We start from the raw sequence: 15,325 nt of genomic DNA, 5'->3' as shown, positions 1-15,325 counted from the left end.
TATGTGAATTTCCTCACATACCCGCGAATTATATCATATTTTGTCCTCCAGGCTCAAGCAGACAAGCTTGCGTCCTCACTCAAACCGAGAGTTCCCCGGCCCGTCTTGTGTTCCTCCACACCCGGTAACTGCTGTAAATCCCCGCGCTGATGGAAATGATCTGTCCCGCAACGGATGAAAAATCAAAGATAAAAAGCGAGTACACCATCCACATGGCGGTATTGAGAAGAATACTGAAATGGATGGCATTCGGATTCTTCAGGTAGTAGTTGCACAATGTGAGCTCAATGGTCGCAACGATCGGAATAAGACCGATCAGGTCGCGGTTGTTCACAATCAGACCGATGATGACGATCAGAACGGCACTCAGAATCATATCCAGAAAGGTGTATCTCTTTTTATAGACCTTCCAGTTACGGTAAATAGCGATAAACTGCGTCGACAGACCGGAATAAGAACCGAAAAACAGAGACGCAACCGTGCAGAGAACCGTTTCATACAATTGGAAACGATACATCTTTTCCCGGTCTCTTGCCGAACAGCTTGCCACAAGACACAGCATGGCAAAAAACGAAATGATATTTCCGATGATGATCGCTTTCATTGCTTCCTCCTTCTTCGATACTACTGCAACATCTTAACGGAAAAAACCAGGATTGTAAATCGGCTTTTCCGGCCCGGGCGTTTACTTCTTTTCTATAAGCAATTATAATGAAGGCAGGAATTAAAGTAAAACGAGGATTTCTTTTGAAATTCTAAAGAAGTTCTTTAATTCAATTCCGAATCAATCCGTTTTTCTTTATAAAAATCGAAAACCTCAGCATCCGCCGTTCAGAACGCGGGACGGGTTGTCCGGGTTCGTTTTCCCGAAAACGTTCTTCGTTTACGGCCAACTGTCATTCATCAAACGGAGGAACGACATGGAGAAAATCAACACGGAAGTCTTTCTCACCGCGGCAGAACTCGGCAGCTTTAAGAAAACCGCAGACCGACTCGGATACACGCAGGCCGGCATCAGCTACATCATTTCCTCCATGGAGGAAACCATCGGACTTCGTCTGTTTGACCGGGAATACGGCGGGATAAGACTGACCTCCGAAGGGCGGGAGCTTCTGCCGGTAATCCGTCAGCTTGCCGGTTCGGAACGGCTTCTTATGGAAAAAATCCGGGATCTGAAGAATCTGGACACCGGCGAGATCCGCGTTCTCGTGTTTTACAGCATCGCCATCCGCTGGATGCCGGAGATCATCGCCCGATTCCACAGGGATTATCCGAACATCCGGATTCATCAGGTCACCTGTGACAACGGGGAGCAGGCGGAAATGCTGACCTGGACCGGAAATGTGGACTGCGGTTTTTTCGTCTTTCCGCTCACGCGTAAGCTCGATGTGATTCCGCTGATGCATGAGCCGATGATGGCATCCTTTGCCCCGGAACATCCGGCAGCCGGTCTCAATGTCTTTCCGGTAAGCGATCTCGGAAAATATCCCTATATCAGTCTTTCCTATGACGACGAATCCAACGCGATCTTCCGGAAGTACCATATCAAACCGCAGATTGCCTATTCCTGCGAAAATGATCTCGGCGCACTGGCGATGGCCGAGCAGAATCTCGGATACTGCATCAATCCGAAAATCCTGCTCGAGGGTTGTCCCTATCAGCTGAAATCCATGGAATTCGACGAACCGGTTCACCGGACCATCGGCATGGGAGCCCGGTCCATGGAAATGTGTCCGAAAGCGGCGAAAGTATTCATGGAATACGCGAAAGCCTGGGTAGAAGAACAGTACGGCCCATATGATGACATTCCGCAGGCGAAATGAACCTGTCCATTTACGGTGACCAGCGGCTGCGCGAGAAAATCCATTAAGCTCCCCTGTGTGATGGATAAACGGATGGGAGAGCCGAAGTCTGCTTACGGAATTTGTGCTAAAACAGGATGTTCACATATGCAAAAACATAGTATACTGTTGCAGACAGTACTATTATGGAATATATTCCGGCAGCAGGGCCACCTGACAAGATATTTGGGATCGGTTCGAACCGATCTGCTTTCACAGCACTTCGGTTCGTTCCTCCTGCCGAAAAAAGAAAGGTAAGAATCATGACAACCGGAGAGATCCTTGACACATTACTGAATAAAGCCAGACACGACAATGCCCTTCGGGATCGTTTTCTCGCCACCGAAGGAAGCGAGCACGCATTGAGAGACTTCTGCGCTGTCTGTACCGGGGAAGGCTATCCGCTCTATGAGATGGATATACTGAGCGCGGGAGAAGATTATTACGCTGCCATGCGGCGCTCCACCAACGGCGGCGGAGAGAATTCACCGCTTCTTCAGGGAGAAGACGATTACTATGAAATGTTTCTGAATGAATTAAAGACCATTTGAACAAACGAAACAAATCATGCGAAAAAAGGAGAGTAGAGACATGTTTGTATACAAAACCTTCGGAGTCTGCAGCAGAAAAATCACCTTCGAGATTACCGACGGCATTCTGCACAATGTCCGCTTTGTAGGCGGCTGCAACGGAAACACACAGGGAGTCAGCCGTCTCTGTGAAGGAATGGAAGCGGAGACCGTCATCGAGAGATTAAGGGGCGTTGACTGCGGCGGACGGGGAACATCCTGCCCGGATCAGCTTGCAAGAGCCGTCCGGTCCGCGCTGGACGGAACCTGTGAGACCTGCTGACCTGACCCGATTCCTGAACATTTTTAACACCAACAGAAGAGTATCTATTATACGATTGATTTTGCACACGGTGGTTGACATTCTGATCCTCATCCGGATCTGGAAATGGCATATGAAAAATGTAGACCTGAAAGAGATTCGCAGAAACTGGTAAGTGTACAGAGTAAAGTCAGAGCCCACGGCCGATTGCTTGACCGTGGGCTCTGACTTTATAATTCAATTCTTAGGGGGAAGATTCTTATCTGTTATTCCTGTCCTTGTGATCAAAGCTTTTCACAGATCGCATCGACAAATTCATCCATTCCGGCATTGCCGTGAAGATCGCGTGTCAGATGCTTTCCTTCGTTCAGAACCTGATCGATGGCTTTCCGGATCCGGTCCGCACAGTCTTTCTCGCCGAGATGATCGAGCATCAGGCAGGCAGACCAGAGAAATGCAGTCGGGTTCGCAATGCGCTGTCCGGCAATGTCCGGCGCACTGCCGTGAACCGCCTCAAACATCGCGTGATCCGCACCCACATTGGAAGACGGAACCACGCCGAGTCCGCCGACAAGACCGCTGCAGAGATCGGAGAGGATATCGCCGTAAAGATTCTGCATTACCATGATGTCGAACTGCTCCGGCCGCATGACAAGCTGCATACAGGTGTTGTCAATGATCTTGTCATCAGCCTCGATGTCCGGATATTCTTTTGCGATGTCACGGAAGATGGAGAGGAACATTCCGTCCGCACGTTTGATGATATTTGCCTTGTGAACGCAGGTCACTTTCTTTCTTCCGTTCTTTACCGCGTAATCGAAAGCCGCACGAATGATGTTCTCACAGGCCGGTCGGGTTACAATCTTTAAAGCGTGAACCTCATCCTCGCTGATGACGTCCTCCACTCCCGCGTAAAGTCCCTCCGTGTTCTCACGGAAGATGACAATATCCACGTTTTTAAACGGCGTGTCGATCGCCGGTATCGTCTTTACCGGACGAATATTGGCATAGAGATTGTATTTGCCCCGAAGCGTGACATTCAGAGAGCGGAAGCCCTTTCCAACCGGAGTGGTGATGGGGGACTTCAGCATCACGCGCGTCCGCTCAAACGAAGCAAGTGCCTCATCCGGAATCAGCTTTCCGTTTCGCTCATATTCCGCCTCACCGACATCAAAAACCTCATAAGACAGCGGTGCGCCCGCACAGTCTAAAACTTTCATCGCTGCTTCCACCAGTTCCGGTCCGATTCCGTCCCCGCGGAAAACTGTGACAGTATGTTTATCCATTCTTCTTTCCTCCATTCAGGATTCATTCATTTCATCCTTATATCAAACTTAATCGCTGTCATCATGCGACAGAGATTTCTCTGAATGAATCCTGATTTTACTTCTGATTTTAGTTCAACATTGTATCAAAGCTTCACAACACCGATCACGATTCCAAGAAATACCATCAGTACACTGGTAACGTAGTACGGCGGGATGCTGAATTTCATGTGATCCTTGAGTTCGGTGCTGGTCAGTCCGATTGCAAGATAGGTGGCCGGAACCAGCGGGCTTACCATAAGTGCCAGGTTCTTACCGATAATCATTGCAATTGCCGTGTTCAGAGAAGCAACGCCGTAGGTTTCACCGACCTGCATAACCAGCGGCATGATACCGTAGAAGTATGCGTCGGTTCCGATGCAAAGACCAAGCGGAAGAGCAAGAATACCGAAAATGATGTGAATATACTGGCCAAGAGCCGGCGGGATGATTCCCATGATGGCAGACGCCATTGCTTCCAGCATACCGGTTCCGTCAAATACACCAACCATGGCACCTGCCGCAAAGAGGGTAGCAGAGATGGCAATTGCGCTCGGTGCGTGCTTTTTGATGAGTTTCTGCTGTGTCTTCTGATCCGGATAGTTGACCGCGAGAAGAACACAGAGTCCCAGAAGGAATACGACATAGGATTTACCGATTCCAACGGAGAGTCCGGCAATCACAACTGCTGTCAGCAGGAAATTGAAGAACAGCATCTTCGGTCCCTTGCGAAGAGCATCGTCCTCTTTTTTCTCTGCCTGTGCGCTCTCAACCTCAACACCTTTTCCTGCACCGGCGCCCATCTTGATGGCAATCATTCCCATGACAACTGCCAGTGCAATATTGATGATGCATCCGATGACCTGGATCGGGATCAGCATGTGCCAGAGATCATTTGCGTCCATCTGAAGAACCGTTGCCGCGCGGGCCGTCGGACCGCCCCACGGGAGAAGATTCATAACACCCATGCAGGCACCGGTGATGCAGAGAAGAATTCTCTCATCAATGTTCATCTTCTTATAGACCGGATACATGGACGGAATGGTGATCAGAACCGTAACTGCGGTCGTACCGTCCAGATGCGCGATGGTAGCAATGATTGCTGTCGCAACCGTGATGGCGATTACATTGTTTCCGGCCTTCTTTACCAGCCAGTTGACGATGACGTCAAACAGACCGGTATCTGCGAGAACGCCAAAATAGATAACCGAGAAAATAAACAGAATACCGTTCGATGTTGTTGTGCCGATTCCGTCGGCAATGAATTTCATGATATCCGGAAGACCGAATCCGAGAATCAGCGCGGCAAGCGCCGGAATCGCCGCCAGTACAACGACCGGTGACATTTTTCCTTTCAGTAAGAGAGCCACGATCGCGACGATCATGAGAAAACCAATAGCTGCAGTCATGAAAAAGTACCTCCTTGTTTTTTACTGTTTAACCCCCATGAGCTGTATCGAAGTTTACAAATACATCCTAAAAGACCGGAATGACAGCGACGTGACAGAATAATGACAGTTTTGTCACAATCGGCGGATCGGTTTACGAACTTCAATGAAACCATTATATTTATAGTAAAAGCAAACGAAATACTGACAGAATGATTTACCGGGTGCGCCCCTTCGCGACAGAATCGCCGCCGGAGCGCTGACATTTGAGCCGATAATGGTATTCTTTGGCCCGAAACATCCGGCGATTGGTATCAACGCCAATGACAACATAGGACTTAGATGACAACATATAAGGAAGCGAAAAATATGAGTGACGAGAGAATCCTTGTGGTGGATGATGAAAAATCCATACGCACGGCAATCCGGCTGGCCTTCAAAAAAGAAAATATGACGGTGATCGAAGCGGAAGACGGAGACGAAGCCCTTCAAATCCTCCGGTCCGAACATTTTCATCTGGTTATTCTGGACGTTATGATGAAGCGGGTCGGTGGCTATCAGGTCCTGCAGACCATGAGAGGCAATGGAGACAGCACCCCGGTCATGATGCTGTCCGGTAAGTCCGACGAGATGGATCAGGTGCTGGGACTCGGTTTCGGCGCTGACAGTTACCTGACGAAACCATTTCACAATTCCGTTCTGATCCAGACGGCAAAGGCACTCATCCGGCGAAGCGAAATCTACAGCAGGCTGGCGCCAAATGAAATCCGTCAGGGTCCATTTTCTGTGGATACACTGCGGATGACCTGTCTGAAAAACGGAAGCGAACTCGCTCTGACCGGCCGGGAGCTGACCCTGTTCCGTTTCTTCATGGAACATCCCGGGCAGGTTTTTACCAAGGACCAGCTTTACAGTCAGGTATGGGGCGATTCCATCGTCGATGACAACACCATCATCGTCTATGTGCGGCGGATCCGGGCCAAGATCGAAGAAGATCCGAAAAATCCGCAGTACCTCAAAACCGTTCGCGGGATCGGATACCTGTTTGAAGTTTCTGGCGTATAACAGCGCGCCTTATTACAGGAGAAATACAGTCAACCATGAAAAAAACCAGACAAAACAACCTGCCACGGCGCTACGGACGGTTTATCATTCTTGCATTCGCAGCGATCTTTCTGGTGTCACTGGCAGTCTTTTCCGGATGTTATCAGTTTTATGTCCGGTACCGCGATTCCGTCATCCGCAGTGAGGAGAAACAGCTGCAGACCATCGCCGACACCATCGGACAGAATGTCGGCGATTTTATATTGGCGAACCTGGGAGAAATCGACCTTTTCTATGACGAGATTGCTTCTGAGAAAAGAGAATCCGGTTCGGACGAAGGATTACAGCGGAAGAATTCCGCATTTCTGAGCCGGAGACATAATCTTTACAGCGGACTGATCCTTTGGCAGGAAGACGGATCAGTCTTATATTATGACCGGAACGGGGAGATGGTATCCCAACATGAAGCCGATCCCGACCTGCGGACCTTCGCAGAAAGTACAAACCGGCTTTCGGGCGGCTTCCCGGAACCGGATGCATTATCGAACGCAACGTTCGTTTCAAATCCCCCGGCGGAAAAGCCGGCAGCAGCTGCAGGCTCGGAAAGCAATACGGAGATCGAAGCGGAAATCATCGGAAAACGGCAGATTTCCGGCGGTCAGGGATATCACATGTATATCCGGAAATATTTTTCCTACGGAACCGAACGGTGCTGCGTTCTTTTGGCGATGGATCTGAATGAGATCTATCGACGGATTGTCGCACCGGTCCGCATCGGCACCGGCGGATATTCCATCGTCAAAGATCAGGATCTGACGATCCTCATGCACCATGTAAAAAGCCAGATCGGTCTGGATGCCATATCTGACCGCGCACGGATCTACCCGAACCTTGATCTGACAGACCTGGAAAAATGGGTGACGTATCAGACCGAACACGATTCGGGAAGCCAGGTTCTTCATACTTATGACTGGGATCAGAACCCGCCGCAGGACATCACGAGAGTGATCGCATTCACTGCCATACGGTTTCGCGGAGAAAAATGGATCATCAACTCGACCCTTCCTCTGGAGGAATTACAGGAACCACTGAACAGCATGATCTCCGTGCTCACCCGTATTCTGACGATTTACGTCCTTTTGGTGCTTGTTGTAATGTATCTCATTATACGGATTACTTTTCGGGCCCGATCCCAGGAGGACAAGATCCATTATCTTCAGGAAATCAACCGGGGAATGGAGACAATCGTACAGAAAAATGAAGAAATCCGGCATTATCAGCGCATTCAGTCCCTCGGTATGATGTCGAGCCACATCGCGCACGAATTCAACAACTACCTGACACCGGTTCTGTTGTACGCGGATATGCTTCAAAACGATGAGACCCTGTCTGAAGACGGAAAAGAAATGGTCCGGGAGATTTCTTTCTCCATCGACCGTGCGGCGGATCTGTCGCGCCAGCTTTTGGAATTTTCGCGCCAGGATACCGGCATCCGTCTGAGTGAACTCAACCTGACCGAAGAAGTGCGGACCGCCTCCAACCTGATCCGTCAGCTTTGCCCGGCGCGAATCACATTCACCGCCGATATCACGACCGAAAACATTTTCTGCCTGATCCGAAAGGGAATGGTTGAACAGATCCTGATGAATCTGGCCAAAAATGCGTTTCAGGCGATGGAAGAGACGAAGAATCCGATCTTTTGTATACAATTCGGACGCAATAACAGCGGACAGCCGATTCTTTTCGTGAAGGATAATGGATGCGGCATTCCGGAACAGGCGCTTACAAGGATTTTCGATCCGTTTTACACCACAAAAGGGTCGCGCGAGGGAACCGGACTCGGTCTTTCCGTTATACAGAATATTCTGAATTCCATTCATGGTTCTATTCGTGTATACAGCAAAGTCGGAGAGGGCACAGAATTTCGGATTGAGATCCCGGAAATCACGGAAAACCGCGGGGTTGGCGGTCGAAAGCGGCTCAACTCGATCAAAAATGTCGGAATCGTTTCTTCAGATCCAAAAATACGACAGTACCGGGACTTTTTTCACAAAGCCAATATGAATGTCTCTGTATTTGAGCAGTCTGCGCCGGTCCTTGACCGGATCACGAAGGAACCAACCATTTTTGATCTGATGCTGATCGATTTTCAGCTTCCTGCGATGAGCGGCATTGATCTGGCGGAAATCATCCGAAGACAGAATCCGGAGATCCGTTTGATCGTTCTGGTGGAGACAATGGATCCGGATCTTGGATGGTATCAGAATAACGGGATCATCGACCGGTTTATCATCCGTGATGAACTGGACGGGGAGATGAAGATTCTGTTTCAGTGAGTTTATGAGTCATGGTCTGATCGATGACTCCAATTATAAAACACTATTAACGAGTCAAAGAAAGTGATATGCAGCACATTCTGCGGGGGCTTTAACCGTATGTTATTTACCTTGTGGAATGTGCATTTGAAAGAAGAGCAGATCTATTGTTTTTTAAAACTTTTCGCAAAACATACATTTTACGAAAAGATGTGCTATAATAGAATCCTGGAGGTAAAACCATGAAAAACGATTCGACCTATAAGCGCGAAACGCTTGCAAAATATAACGAAACGCTGAAGGAACTGATGACGCGTCTTCCGGAATTCATGCAACCGTATTTCGTTTCCAAGAGAAAACATTGCCAGACATCCACATTATGTGGTTATGCAGAAGATCTGATTATGTTTTTAGAATATCTGATTCAGGCAAATCCGAGTCTTCAGAACACAAACACGCGGGACATTTCGCTTGATGATTTAAATCAGCTGACATTTATGGATATTGATGAATATGCAGATCAGATGCTCCGCGTTGATATGCTCCAGCCGGCAACCGTCCGGAGGCGCCTTTCCTCAATCCGGACATTTTTCCGTTTTGCATATGTACATGAGCTTTTATCTCATAATGCAATGGATGGCGTCGAGGGTGTAAAGGTAAAGAAAGAAAAGACAATCAATCGGCTTTCGGTCAGCGAGGCAAATCGTCTTGTGGATGCAGTTGAAAATACCCGTGCAGAAAGCGTCCACCGCGAAAAGTATCTGGAAAAAACAAATTTAAGAGATGCAGCGATTGTTACGCTCTTGCTGCGGACAGGAATCCGTGTTTCAGAGCTCGTAGGTCTTGATGTGACCGATGTTGACTTCCATGAACTCAGAATTCGTGTAATTCGAAAAGGTGGTCAGGCCGATATGGTCTACTTTGATGATACGGTTGCAGCTGCTCTGGACGATTATATCCAGCTGGAACGACATCTTTTCCTCTCCGACCGGGATCCGGATGCACTTTTTCGATCGATGCAGAAACGTCGGATGACCGTTCGATCTGTGCAGCTTATGGTTAAGAAGTTCGCAACGACCGCAATTCCAGAGCATCGAGGAACCACCTGTCATTCTCTCCGCCGAACTTATGGCTCTCTTCTATACGAGGCAAGCGGCGGCGACATCCGAATGGTTGCAAAAGTCCTTGGTCATGACCGAATCGAGACAACATCGGCGCACTATATCGCAGACGGCACGGAAAAAGAACGCGCTGCGAAGCTGGACCCATATAGGAAAAATGACTTAAAATAGTTCCTGTCTCGATTACGGATAATAAAGTCGCATTCCAACTGGGCAATCCCGCCAGCACGAACAGAGCAATCACGAGAACACGCGCCAAAAACCATATTCTCACTTATTTTTTAGTTAACGTTAGCAGTTTTGACTTTTTTGCAATAATGCTAACGTTAACTGCGATTTATAAAGCGATTAGAAAAAACAAAATCAAACGTTACCGATTTCACTCGGATTTTATCCTTCCATTACTTTTTTGGGCATCGGAAATATTATCACATTCGTCGGTTCATGCTGACTTACGTTCCATAATGTAAGTTTCTGCTGCATATTGAGCCAGCTTTCTGCCGAGGTATTGGTCGCCTTACTGATCCGCAAGGCCATCTCCGGACTTAATGCAGCTTTTTCATTTACAAATTCTGACAACGTTTTCCGGCTGACTCCTAACATTTTTGCAGCCTCTGTAACAGATAATCCTAACGGCTTTAGCACGTCTTCTAAAAACACACTGCCAGGATGGGTCGGTTTTCTTGTCATGATACATCCCTCCATTCAATGATAATCCATGTAGTCCACCAGAAAGGCATCATTCCCTTCAAAGTAAAATGTCATACGCCAGTTCCCATTAACCGTAACAGACCACATTTCTCTCAAATCACCCTTGAGCTGATGTAGACGATATCCGGGTAAATTCATATCATTCGGGCATGTACTGGCGTCAAGCCTGTCCAGCATTCTTGCTAACTTTGGAGCGTGATCTGGCTGAATTCCTTTTTTTGATCCAGTCTCAAAGAAATCCTTTAATCCTTTGTGAGAAAATGATTTAATCATACTTAGATTGTAACCTCATGCGTATCACTTTTCAAGATAATTCCATTTTTTGTTTCTGATCTCCATTCCGTAATTATTGCGTTTCTCCCGGCTCCAGATATAAATGGTCATAATAATAGACCAGTACGGACTGGGCATCCCCAAGGGTACTGGTCTATATATGATTCTTATTCAGTTATACATTTTTCGCCATGAAAAATCCAAACCTTATATTTTTGTGCGTTATTTATTCCGCCATTGGCTCCTCATACGGAATCTGAGCCCGGTAAAGGCTCGCCAGCCAGCTGAGCCCGTTCATACGATATGTGTCCTCCAGACTGCTGACCACCACGCTTCGAACACGGAGTTTTCCGGTTCCGGAAGGCTGACGCATCGAGCTCACGGCGCTGAGGACAAAATGTCTCCCACGGACTTCCCCGAGGTACATCATTTCATGTCCCTTAAAGAATAGCGTTGCACCCGGTTTTAACGTATTCAGAATTGCCTGCTTTTCGGAGTCCGTTTTTCCCTCCAGCTCAATGTTATGAACCGGCATGGACGCCTGCCAGGTCGTGTTCCGCGCAATATTCAGGCCAAAGCACCGGTAAATATTGCGGATATAGAAGGAGCAGTCAACCGAAGAAAGCATTCCGCCCCATCCGTATGTATCTCCGAGCATCGAATACGCTGTCTTCAGGATATTGTTCGTTGTCAGCGGCAGATATCCTTCCGAAATTGCATGGTGCTGCGAAATCAGCGCCTTTTTCTTCGCATAGGTTCCGTCAGCCTGACGAACCGGAATGTATACCGGATAATTCTGATACGGAGAACGGTTTGCGACAAGACCGCCGCCCGTTGTGTCCGCGGTCTCCAGAATGGTTCCCATCGTCAGCATGGTCTCGGAAATATCGGGATTGGTCTGGGATTCTTCCAGATACACTTTTCCGGCGGTGACCACAACACGAGTCGGAGCAGCGATATCCCATGCCGACTTCCACTCATTCCGGCTGTGACAGATCGCGATATCTTCCGTCTTAACCCATCCGGCCACCAGTTCGGATGTGATATAAAGCCACGCGCCGTCCGCGGAGCGGAAATTGATTCGCACCGGTTCATTGACCAGAAGTGCCGACAGAACGCCGTTGTCAAAATCATTGTCGCCGGGATCATCAGCAATAATCATCGATGACGGATAGGCGCGAATGTCCGTTCTCTTTACGCAGATTCCGTACCCTCTGCTCTGGGACGCCGTCGCCGTCGGATCAAAACAGTTTTCAATCACCGGATCCAGCATCACCTGGGTCATCACAGAGCCGTCAGCGGCATAATTGCCGCCGGTCGCGTATGCGGCAAGCTCCTTGCGTGTCGATTCACGGATTTTTGACGACATCTCCGCTGCATTGATCGTTGCGCTGAGTGAGTCCAGATCAAACATATTGGATCCCTCGGAAGCCCGGATCCGCTGGTTCAGCAATGCAATTTTGGATTGGTCCGCCAGAATATCATCGGTTCCGGTCAGATCCCGCATCCAGTAAGACGGATCGCTCATCTCGGCCGTGACACCCGGAAGAAATTTCACTGCCGCCGGTACACTCATCGGATTTGCGATTCCGATCCACGCCGATGTCGCAAGTATCAGCCCCATTTTGCCATAGAAACGATTTCTGTTCTTTTTCATAATCTTTCTAACCCTTCCCTCTCCATAAAAAATGTATTCGTTTGAACAAAGTCTGCACGCGGATTTCGGCCCCCTCCACTCAATCCTGAGAGGATCGCCACGGACTTTGCGCGCCGCCGCTTGTCACAGAAAGGTGACATCTTCCTTGGCGAAGCTCTTAGCAACACATATTTCACTTAGCAGCTTTGCCGCTTAGTGAAATAGTGTGCTACGGCTGGTTTTCTCGAGCTTAGTGAATTTGCTTACAGCGATGCGCGTATCCTCCAGGAGCATTTCTTCCCCGGGAAATGCATAGCACTTTCCTGTGAAAGAATCCAAACCGGAGGATACCGGCTGCTCACGGCTGTCACTTTCCCGGAAGAGAATCCACAAGAATGATATGCGATTTCTTTTTCGCGTACTCTCTCATTTCCCCGGTGAATCCGCCCTCGGAAAACAGAATATAATGTTCTCTCCGGCCTCCGTTCTTCGGTGCCCAGTCAACCTTCGCCGCAGCTCGTTCCAGATCTTTCTGATCACTCACATCCAGCTTCCGCTCCGGGTCCGAACAGGTTGTTCCGAACAGAATATCGGTTCCGTCCGAACGGTATGCCACGATGGGGATCCGGACACTTCCGCGATTCCACCAACGGCCGACACGGTCGTAATCAAAACATTTTTCGGACATTGACCAAAGCGATGAACGGCAGATATCCTCGTAAATCTCCGGAATCTGTTTTTCTTTCAGAACCTTCGAAACAATGTACGGAATGCCCTTCTCCGTGCAGAATTCAATCTCCCCCATGTTCGGATAAATTGCGCGAAACCAGAACCGGAGCCATGGATCCGGAATGACATACCGTCCGTTTCGAGAATTCTGACGGTACTTTTCCGTCACAGGATTCTCCCGGACGATCAGACCGTTTTCCACCAGAATGTTCAGATATTTGGGCAATGAAGTCGTCGCCATGCCAAGCCGTTCCGCGATGCTGCTCATCCGGTCATCGCCGCAGGAAATCACCTGCATGATCCGGTAATAGGGGGCATTTTCCTGCGCAAATGAATCCATACGGTAATACGGCTCTTTGATCAGCGATCCGTCCAGTCCGGCGATCTCACCATGATCGTGAATCTTTGGAAGAATCGCATTCAGGATCTTCGGATTACCGCCGCTCACCGCATAAGCCGTAAGCGGAAGTCTTCCATTCCTATCCGAAATGTCTGCCGTTTTCAGATATGGCTTTATATTCCACCAGGAAAAATCCCCAAGTTCGATCTTCACCGCAAACTGTTCCCGTACCGTGCTCCGACGTCCCGTGAGCTCCTCTGTCACATGGTCGGACATTCTCCCCGAAAACACTGCCGTCCTTTTCTTCCCATCCGAATTTTCAGAGAGCAGTCGGAGTATTCGAGACTCATCCAGATTCTCTGCCTGATCGATCAGCAGAATCTCATTGGACTGTCCGGCGTGAAGAAAGGCGTCCTGCAGGACGGTCTCTTCCTCCGGCCGGTATCCGCCTCTCGGAACGCTGAAGATCCGAAAATGCAGCTCCGGATTCTGTCGGATCAGCTCACGGAGAAGTGCGGTTTTTCCGACTCCGATCCGTCCGCGGATCAGCGCGCTTGCCCCGGTTCCCGCCCGGATCAGTCCGTTCAGCTGATTCAACTCATGTTTTCGACCGTAGAAAAAGGAATCCATGACGCCTCCTGCATAGATTTTTTCATATTGATATCATAACATACATTATCCTTATATGTTTAATTATACCATATCATATTATTCTGTTTCGTATATTTTTTTCAGAATCTTTTAAAATGTTTTAAAAAACAAAAATCCCGAAGGGAAGAACCTGTCTTCCACTTCGGGAGTCAAAATCATTCGTAGCGCGTCAAACAGCACGGATGAAAGAATACGTTTATATCCGATCGATCCATATTCTCTGCAATCCAGGAGTTTTCACCGATTCTGTGGTGAAACCGCTGTCATCCGGGTATTTACATCGGCAGTGCCGGAGCAGTCACTGCTTCCTGAGTGCCAACCGCCGCCGTGTCAAGCACTGCACCGGACATCGGGAGAGCCGGTGTAAGAATCATCAGTCCGGTCGCCGGATCGAAGACTGCGGTAAATCCATTGTAAACAATGGGAGCTGATTCGACGGGAGTACCCTCATCTGCCATCGCACTCATACTCATCGCTCCGGACAGACAGACTGCCGCAGCAAAAGTCATTACCCATTTTTTCCAGTTCATACTCATTCCGGTCACCTCGAACCATTCCTCTGCGTGAATCAAGTCATCTCTGCAGATCACGCTTTTTCTGTCTATAAATTTAGCACACTTGTCTGTACTATTCCACACAGAAATCATAAATATTCCAGAATAATGGTTTTTATGATTCAAATTATGACCGTTATTTTTTTATGAAGCACTCTGCATTATCGAAAGTTTTTTCCCTTGAACTGAAGCCGTGACATGGCACGCGCCATCGCTGTCTTGTTCAGCATATATTCCCGGAGACTCTGCTTCTGCCGCATCCGCTCTTTTGCACGTTCCAGAGCCTCTGCCGCACGCCTTTCATCCAGCTCTTCCTGTGTCTCACAGGTATCGACCAGAACTGTCGCACGGTTGTTCGCAAAAATCATGGTGCCAAAACCGGCCACGACACGGATCAGATTTCCTTCCGCATCCACAATCCGGAGTTCTCCCGGGTCGACGGCAAGAATAATCTGCGCGTGATGGGCCAGAAACTGCTGCTGACCGTCCAGAGTCTGAACGGTCAAAGACTGGGCGCGGTCGGAAAAAAATGTCTTATCCGACGCGATCACCCGCAGTCCAAAGGTTGCTTTTGCGTGATCCGCCAT

Annotated in this window: 15 protein-coding genes; 6 read left to right on the top strand and 9 right to left on the bottom strand. The window is 48.7% G+C overall.

Translation table 11 applies throughout. From position 1 onward, the window contains the following. Positions 1–79: 79 nt before the first annotated feature. Positions 80–604 carry a YgjV family protein gene (locus BR86_RS0102900; protein WP_051684542.1) on the bottom strand — a complete coding sequence of 175 codons (525 nt, stop codon included), beginning with the start codon at positions 602–604 and terminating at the stop codon, positions 80–82. Positions 605–920: 316 nt separating this feature from the next. Between BR86_RS0102900 and BR86_RS0102895 the strand changes: the two genes are divergently transcribed. The 3 genes from BR86_RS0102895 to BR86_RS0102885 all read left to right on the top strand — a co-directional run bounded on the left by BR86_RS0102895 (position 921) and on the right by BR86_RS0102885 (position 2,693). Next, positions 921–1,823: a LysR family transcriptional regulator gene (locus BR86_RS0102895; protein WP_031471503.1), complete on the top strand. Its 903-nt coding sequence runs from the start codon at positions 921–923 to the stop codon at positions 1,821–1,823. Between the two features lie 281 nt (positions 1,824–2,104). Continuing rightward, positions 2,105–2,392 carry a hypothetical protein gene (locus BR86_RS0102890; protein ID WP_031471502.1) on the top strand — a complete coding sequence of 96 codons (288 nt, stop codon included), beginning with the start codon at positions 2,105–2,107 and terminating at the stop codon, positions 2,390–2,392. A gap of 40 nt (positions 2,393–2,432) precedes the next feature. Further along, on the top strand, positions 2,433–2,693 hold the full coding sequence (locus BR86_RS0102885; RefSeq protein ID WP_031471501.1) for a TIGR03905 family TSCPD domain-containing protein: 261 nt from the start codon (positions 2,433–2,435) through the stop codon (positions 2,691–2,693). Positions 2,694–2,956: 263 nt separating this feature from the next. Here BR86_RS0102885 and BR86_RS0102875 read toward each other — a convergent pair whose 3' ends face one another. Both BR86_RS0102875 and BR86_RS0102870 read right to left on the bottom strand, forming a co-directional pair. Then, positions 2,957–3,958 carry an isocitrate/isopropylmalate dehydrogenase family protein gene (locus BR86_RS0102875; RefSeq protein ID WP_031471500.1) on the bottom strand — a complete coding sequence of 334 codons (1,002 nt, stop codon included), beginning with the start codon at positions 3,956–3,958 and terminating at the stop codon, positions 2,957–2,959. A gap of 125 nt (positions 3,959–4,083) precedes the next feature. Further along, positions 4,084–5,385, bottom strand: coding sequence for a CitMHS family transporter (locus BR86_RS0102870; RefSeq protein WP_031471499.1), 1,302 nt, complete (start codon positions 5,383–5,385; stop codon positions 4,084–4,086). A 348-nt stretch (positions 5,386–5,733) separates the two neighbouring features. Here BR86_RS0102870 and BR86_RS0102865 point away from each other — a divergent pair, with 348 nt between their 5' ends. The 3 genes from BR86_RS0102865 (at position 5,734) to BR86_RS0102855 (ending at position 10,015) form a co-directional block, all read left to right on the top strand. Continuing rightward, entirely contained in the window at positions 5,734–6,429 is a 696-nt protein-coding gene (locus tag BR86_RS0102865) for a response regulator transcription factor (protein WP_031471498.1), read from the top strand. A gap of 35 nt (positions 6,430–6,464) precedes the next feature. After that, on the top strand, positions 6,465–8,744 hold the full coding sequence (locus tag BR86_RS0102860; protein ID WP_031471497.1) for an ATP-binding protein: 2,280 nt from the start codon (positions 6,465–6,467) through the stop codon (positions 8,742–8,744). A gap of 221 nt (positions 8,745–8,965) precedes the next feature. After that, positions 8,966–10,015, top strand: coding sequence for a tyrosine-type recombinase/integrase (locus BR86_RS0102855; protein ID WP_031471496.1), 1,050 nt, complete (start codon positions 8,966–8,968; stop codon positions 10,013–10,015). A 219-nt stretch (positions 10,016–10,234) separates the two neighbouring features. Here the strand turns inward: BR86_RS0102855 and BR86_RS0102850 are convergent, their stop codons facing one another. From BR86_RS0102850 to BR86_RS0102820, 6 genes are all read right to left on the bottom strand, one after another. Beyond that, positions 10,235–10,534, bottom strand: coding sequence for a HigA family addiction module antitoxin (locus tag BR86_RS0102850; RefSeq protein WP_031471495.1), 300 nt, complete (start codon positions 10,532–10,534; stop codon positions 10,235–10,237). A gap of 15 nt (positions 10,535–10,549) precedes the next feature. Further along, positions 10,550–10,828 (bottom strand): type II toxin-antitoxin system RelE/ParE family toxin, encoded by a 279-nt coding sequence (locus BR86_RS0102845; protein WP_031471494.1) that lies wholly within the window; start codon positions 10,826–10,828, stop codon positions 10,550–10,552. Between the two features lie 226 nt (positions 10,829–11,054). After that, positions 11,055–12,485: an SH3 domain-containing protein gene (locus tag BR86_RS0102835; RefSeq protein ID WP_031471493.1), complete on the bottom strand. Its 1,431-nt coding sequence runs from the start codon at positions 12,483–12,485 to the stop codon at positions 11,055–11,057. 346 nt (positions 12,486–12,831) lie between these two features. Then, the gene (locus tag BR86_RS0102830; protein WP_031471492.1) at positions 12,832–14,163 is read right to left on the bottom strand and encodes an ATP-binding protein; all 1,332 of its coding nucleotides are present in this window, start codon (positions 14,161–14,163) and stop codon (positions 12,832–12,834) included. A 296-nt stretch (positions 14,164–14,459) separates the two neighbouring features. Beyond that, positions 14,460–14,756: a hypothetical protein gene (locus BR86_RS0102825; RefSeq protein WP_143099299.1), complete on the bottom strand. Its 297-nt coding sequence runs from the start codon at positions 14,754–14,756 to the stop codon at positions 14,460–14,462. Positions 14,757–14,899: 143 nt separating this feature from the next. Then, entirely contained in the window at positions 14,900–15,325 is a 426-nt protein-coding gene (locus BR86_RS0102820; RefSeq protein WP_031471490.1) for a FoF1 ATP synthase subunit delta/epsilon, read from the bottom strand.

The organism is [Clostridium] aminophilum DSM 10710, assembly GCF_000711825.1.
Taxonomy (GTDB): Bacteria; Bacillota; Clostridia; order Lachnospirales; family Lachnospiraceae; genus Clostridium_R; species Clostridium_R aminophilum.
This window is presented reverse-complemented; position numbering and strand designations above follow the sequence as displayed.

What these genes read in the sequence shown, in the direction of transcription:
- BR86_RS0102900 (WP_051684542.1), bottom strand. Translation starts at nt 604, where the DNA reads ATGAAAGCGATCATCATCGGAAATATCATTTCGTTTTTTGCCATGCTG.
- BR86_RS0102895 (WP_031471503.1), top strand. Translation starts at nt 921, where the DNA reads ATGGAGAAAATCAACACGGAAGTCTTTCTCACCGCGGCAGAACTCGGC.
- BR86_RS0102890 (WP_031471502.1), top strand. Translation starts at nt 2,105, where the DNA reads ATGACAACCGGAGAGATCCTTGACACATTACTGAATAAAGCCAGACAC.
- BR86_RS0102885 (WP_031471501.1), top strand. Translation starts at nt 2,433, where the DNA reads ATGTTTGTATACAAAACCTTCGGAGTCTGCAGCAGAAAAATCACCTTC.
- BR86_RS0102875 (WP_031471500.1), bottom strand. Translation starts at nt 3,958, where the DNA reads ATGGATAAACATACTGTCACAGTTTTCCGCGGGGACGGAATCGGACCG.
- BR86_RS0102870 (WP_031471499.1), bottom strand. Translation starts at nt 5,385, where the DNA reads ATGACTGCAGCTATTGGTTTTCTCATGATCGTCGCGATCGTGGCTCTC.
- BR86_RS0102865 (WP_031471498.1), top strand. Translation starts at nt 5,734, where the DNA reads ATGAGTGACGAGAGAATCCTTGTGGTGGATGATGAAAAATCCATACGC.
- BR86_RS0102860 (WP_031471497.1), top strand. Translation starts at nt 6,465, where the DNA reads ATGAAAAAAACCAGACAAAACAACCTGCCACGGCGCTACGGACGGTTT.
- BR86_RS0102855 (WP_031471496.1), top strand. Translation starts at nt 8,966, where the DNA reads ATGAAAAACGATTCGACCTATAAGCGCGAAACGCTTGCAAAATATAAC.
- BR86_RS0102850 (WP_031471495.1), bottom strand. Translation starts at nt 10,534, where the DNA reads ATGACAAGAAAACCGACCCATCCTGGCAGTGTGTTTTTAGAAGACGTG.
- BR86_RS0102845 (WP_031471494.1), bottom strand. Translation starts at nt 10,828, where the DNA reads ATGATTAAATCATTTTCTCACAAAGGATTAAAGGATTTCTTTGAGACT.
- BR86_RS0102835 (WP_031471493.1), bottom strand. Translation starts at nt 12,485, where the DNA reads ATGAAAAAGAACAGAAATCGTTTCTATGGCAAAATGGGGCTGATACTT.
- BR86_RS0102830 (WP_031471492.1), bottom strand. Translation starts at nt 14,163, where the DNA reads ATGGATTCCTTTTTCTACGGTCGAAAACATGAGTTGAATCAGCTGAAC.
- BR86_RS0102820 (WP_031471490.1), bottom strand. Translation starts at nt 15,325, where the DNA reads ATGGCGGATCACGCAAAAGCAACCTTTGGACTGCGGGTGATCGCGTCG.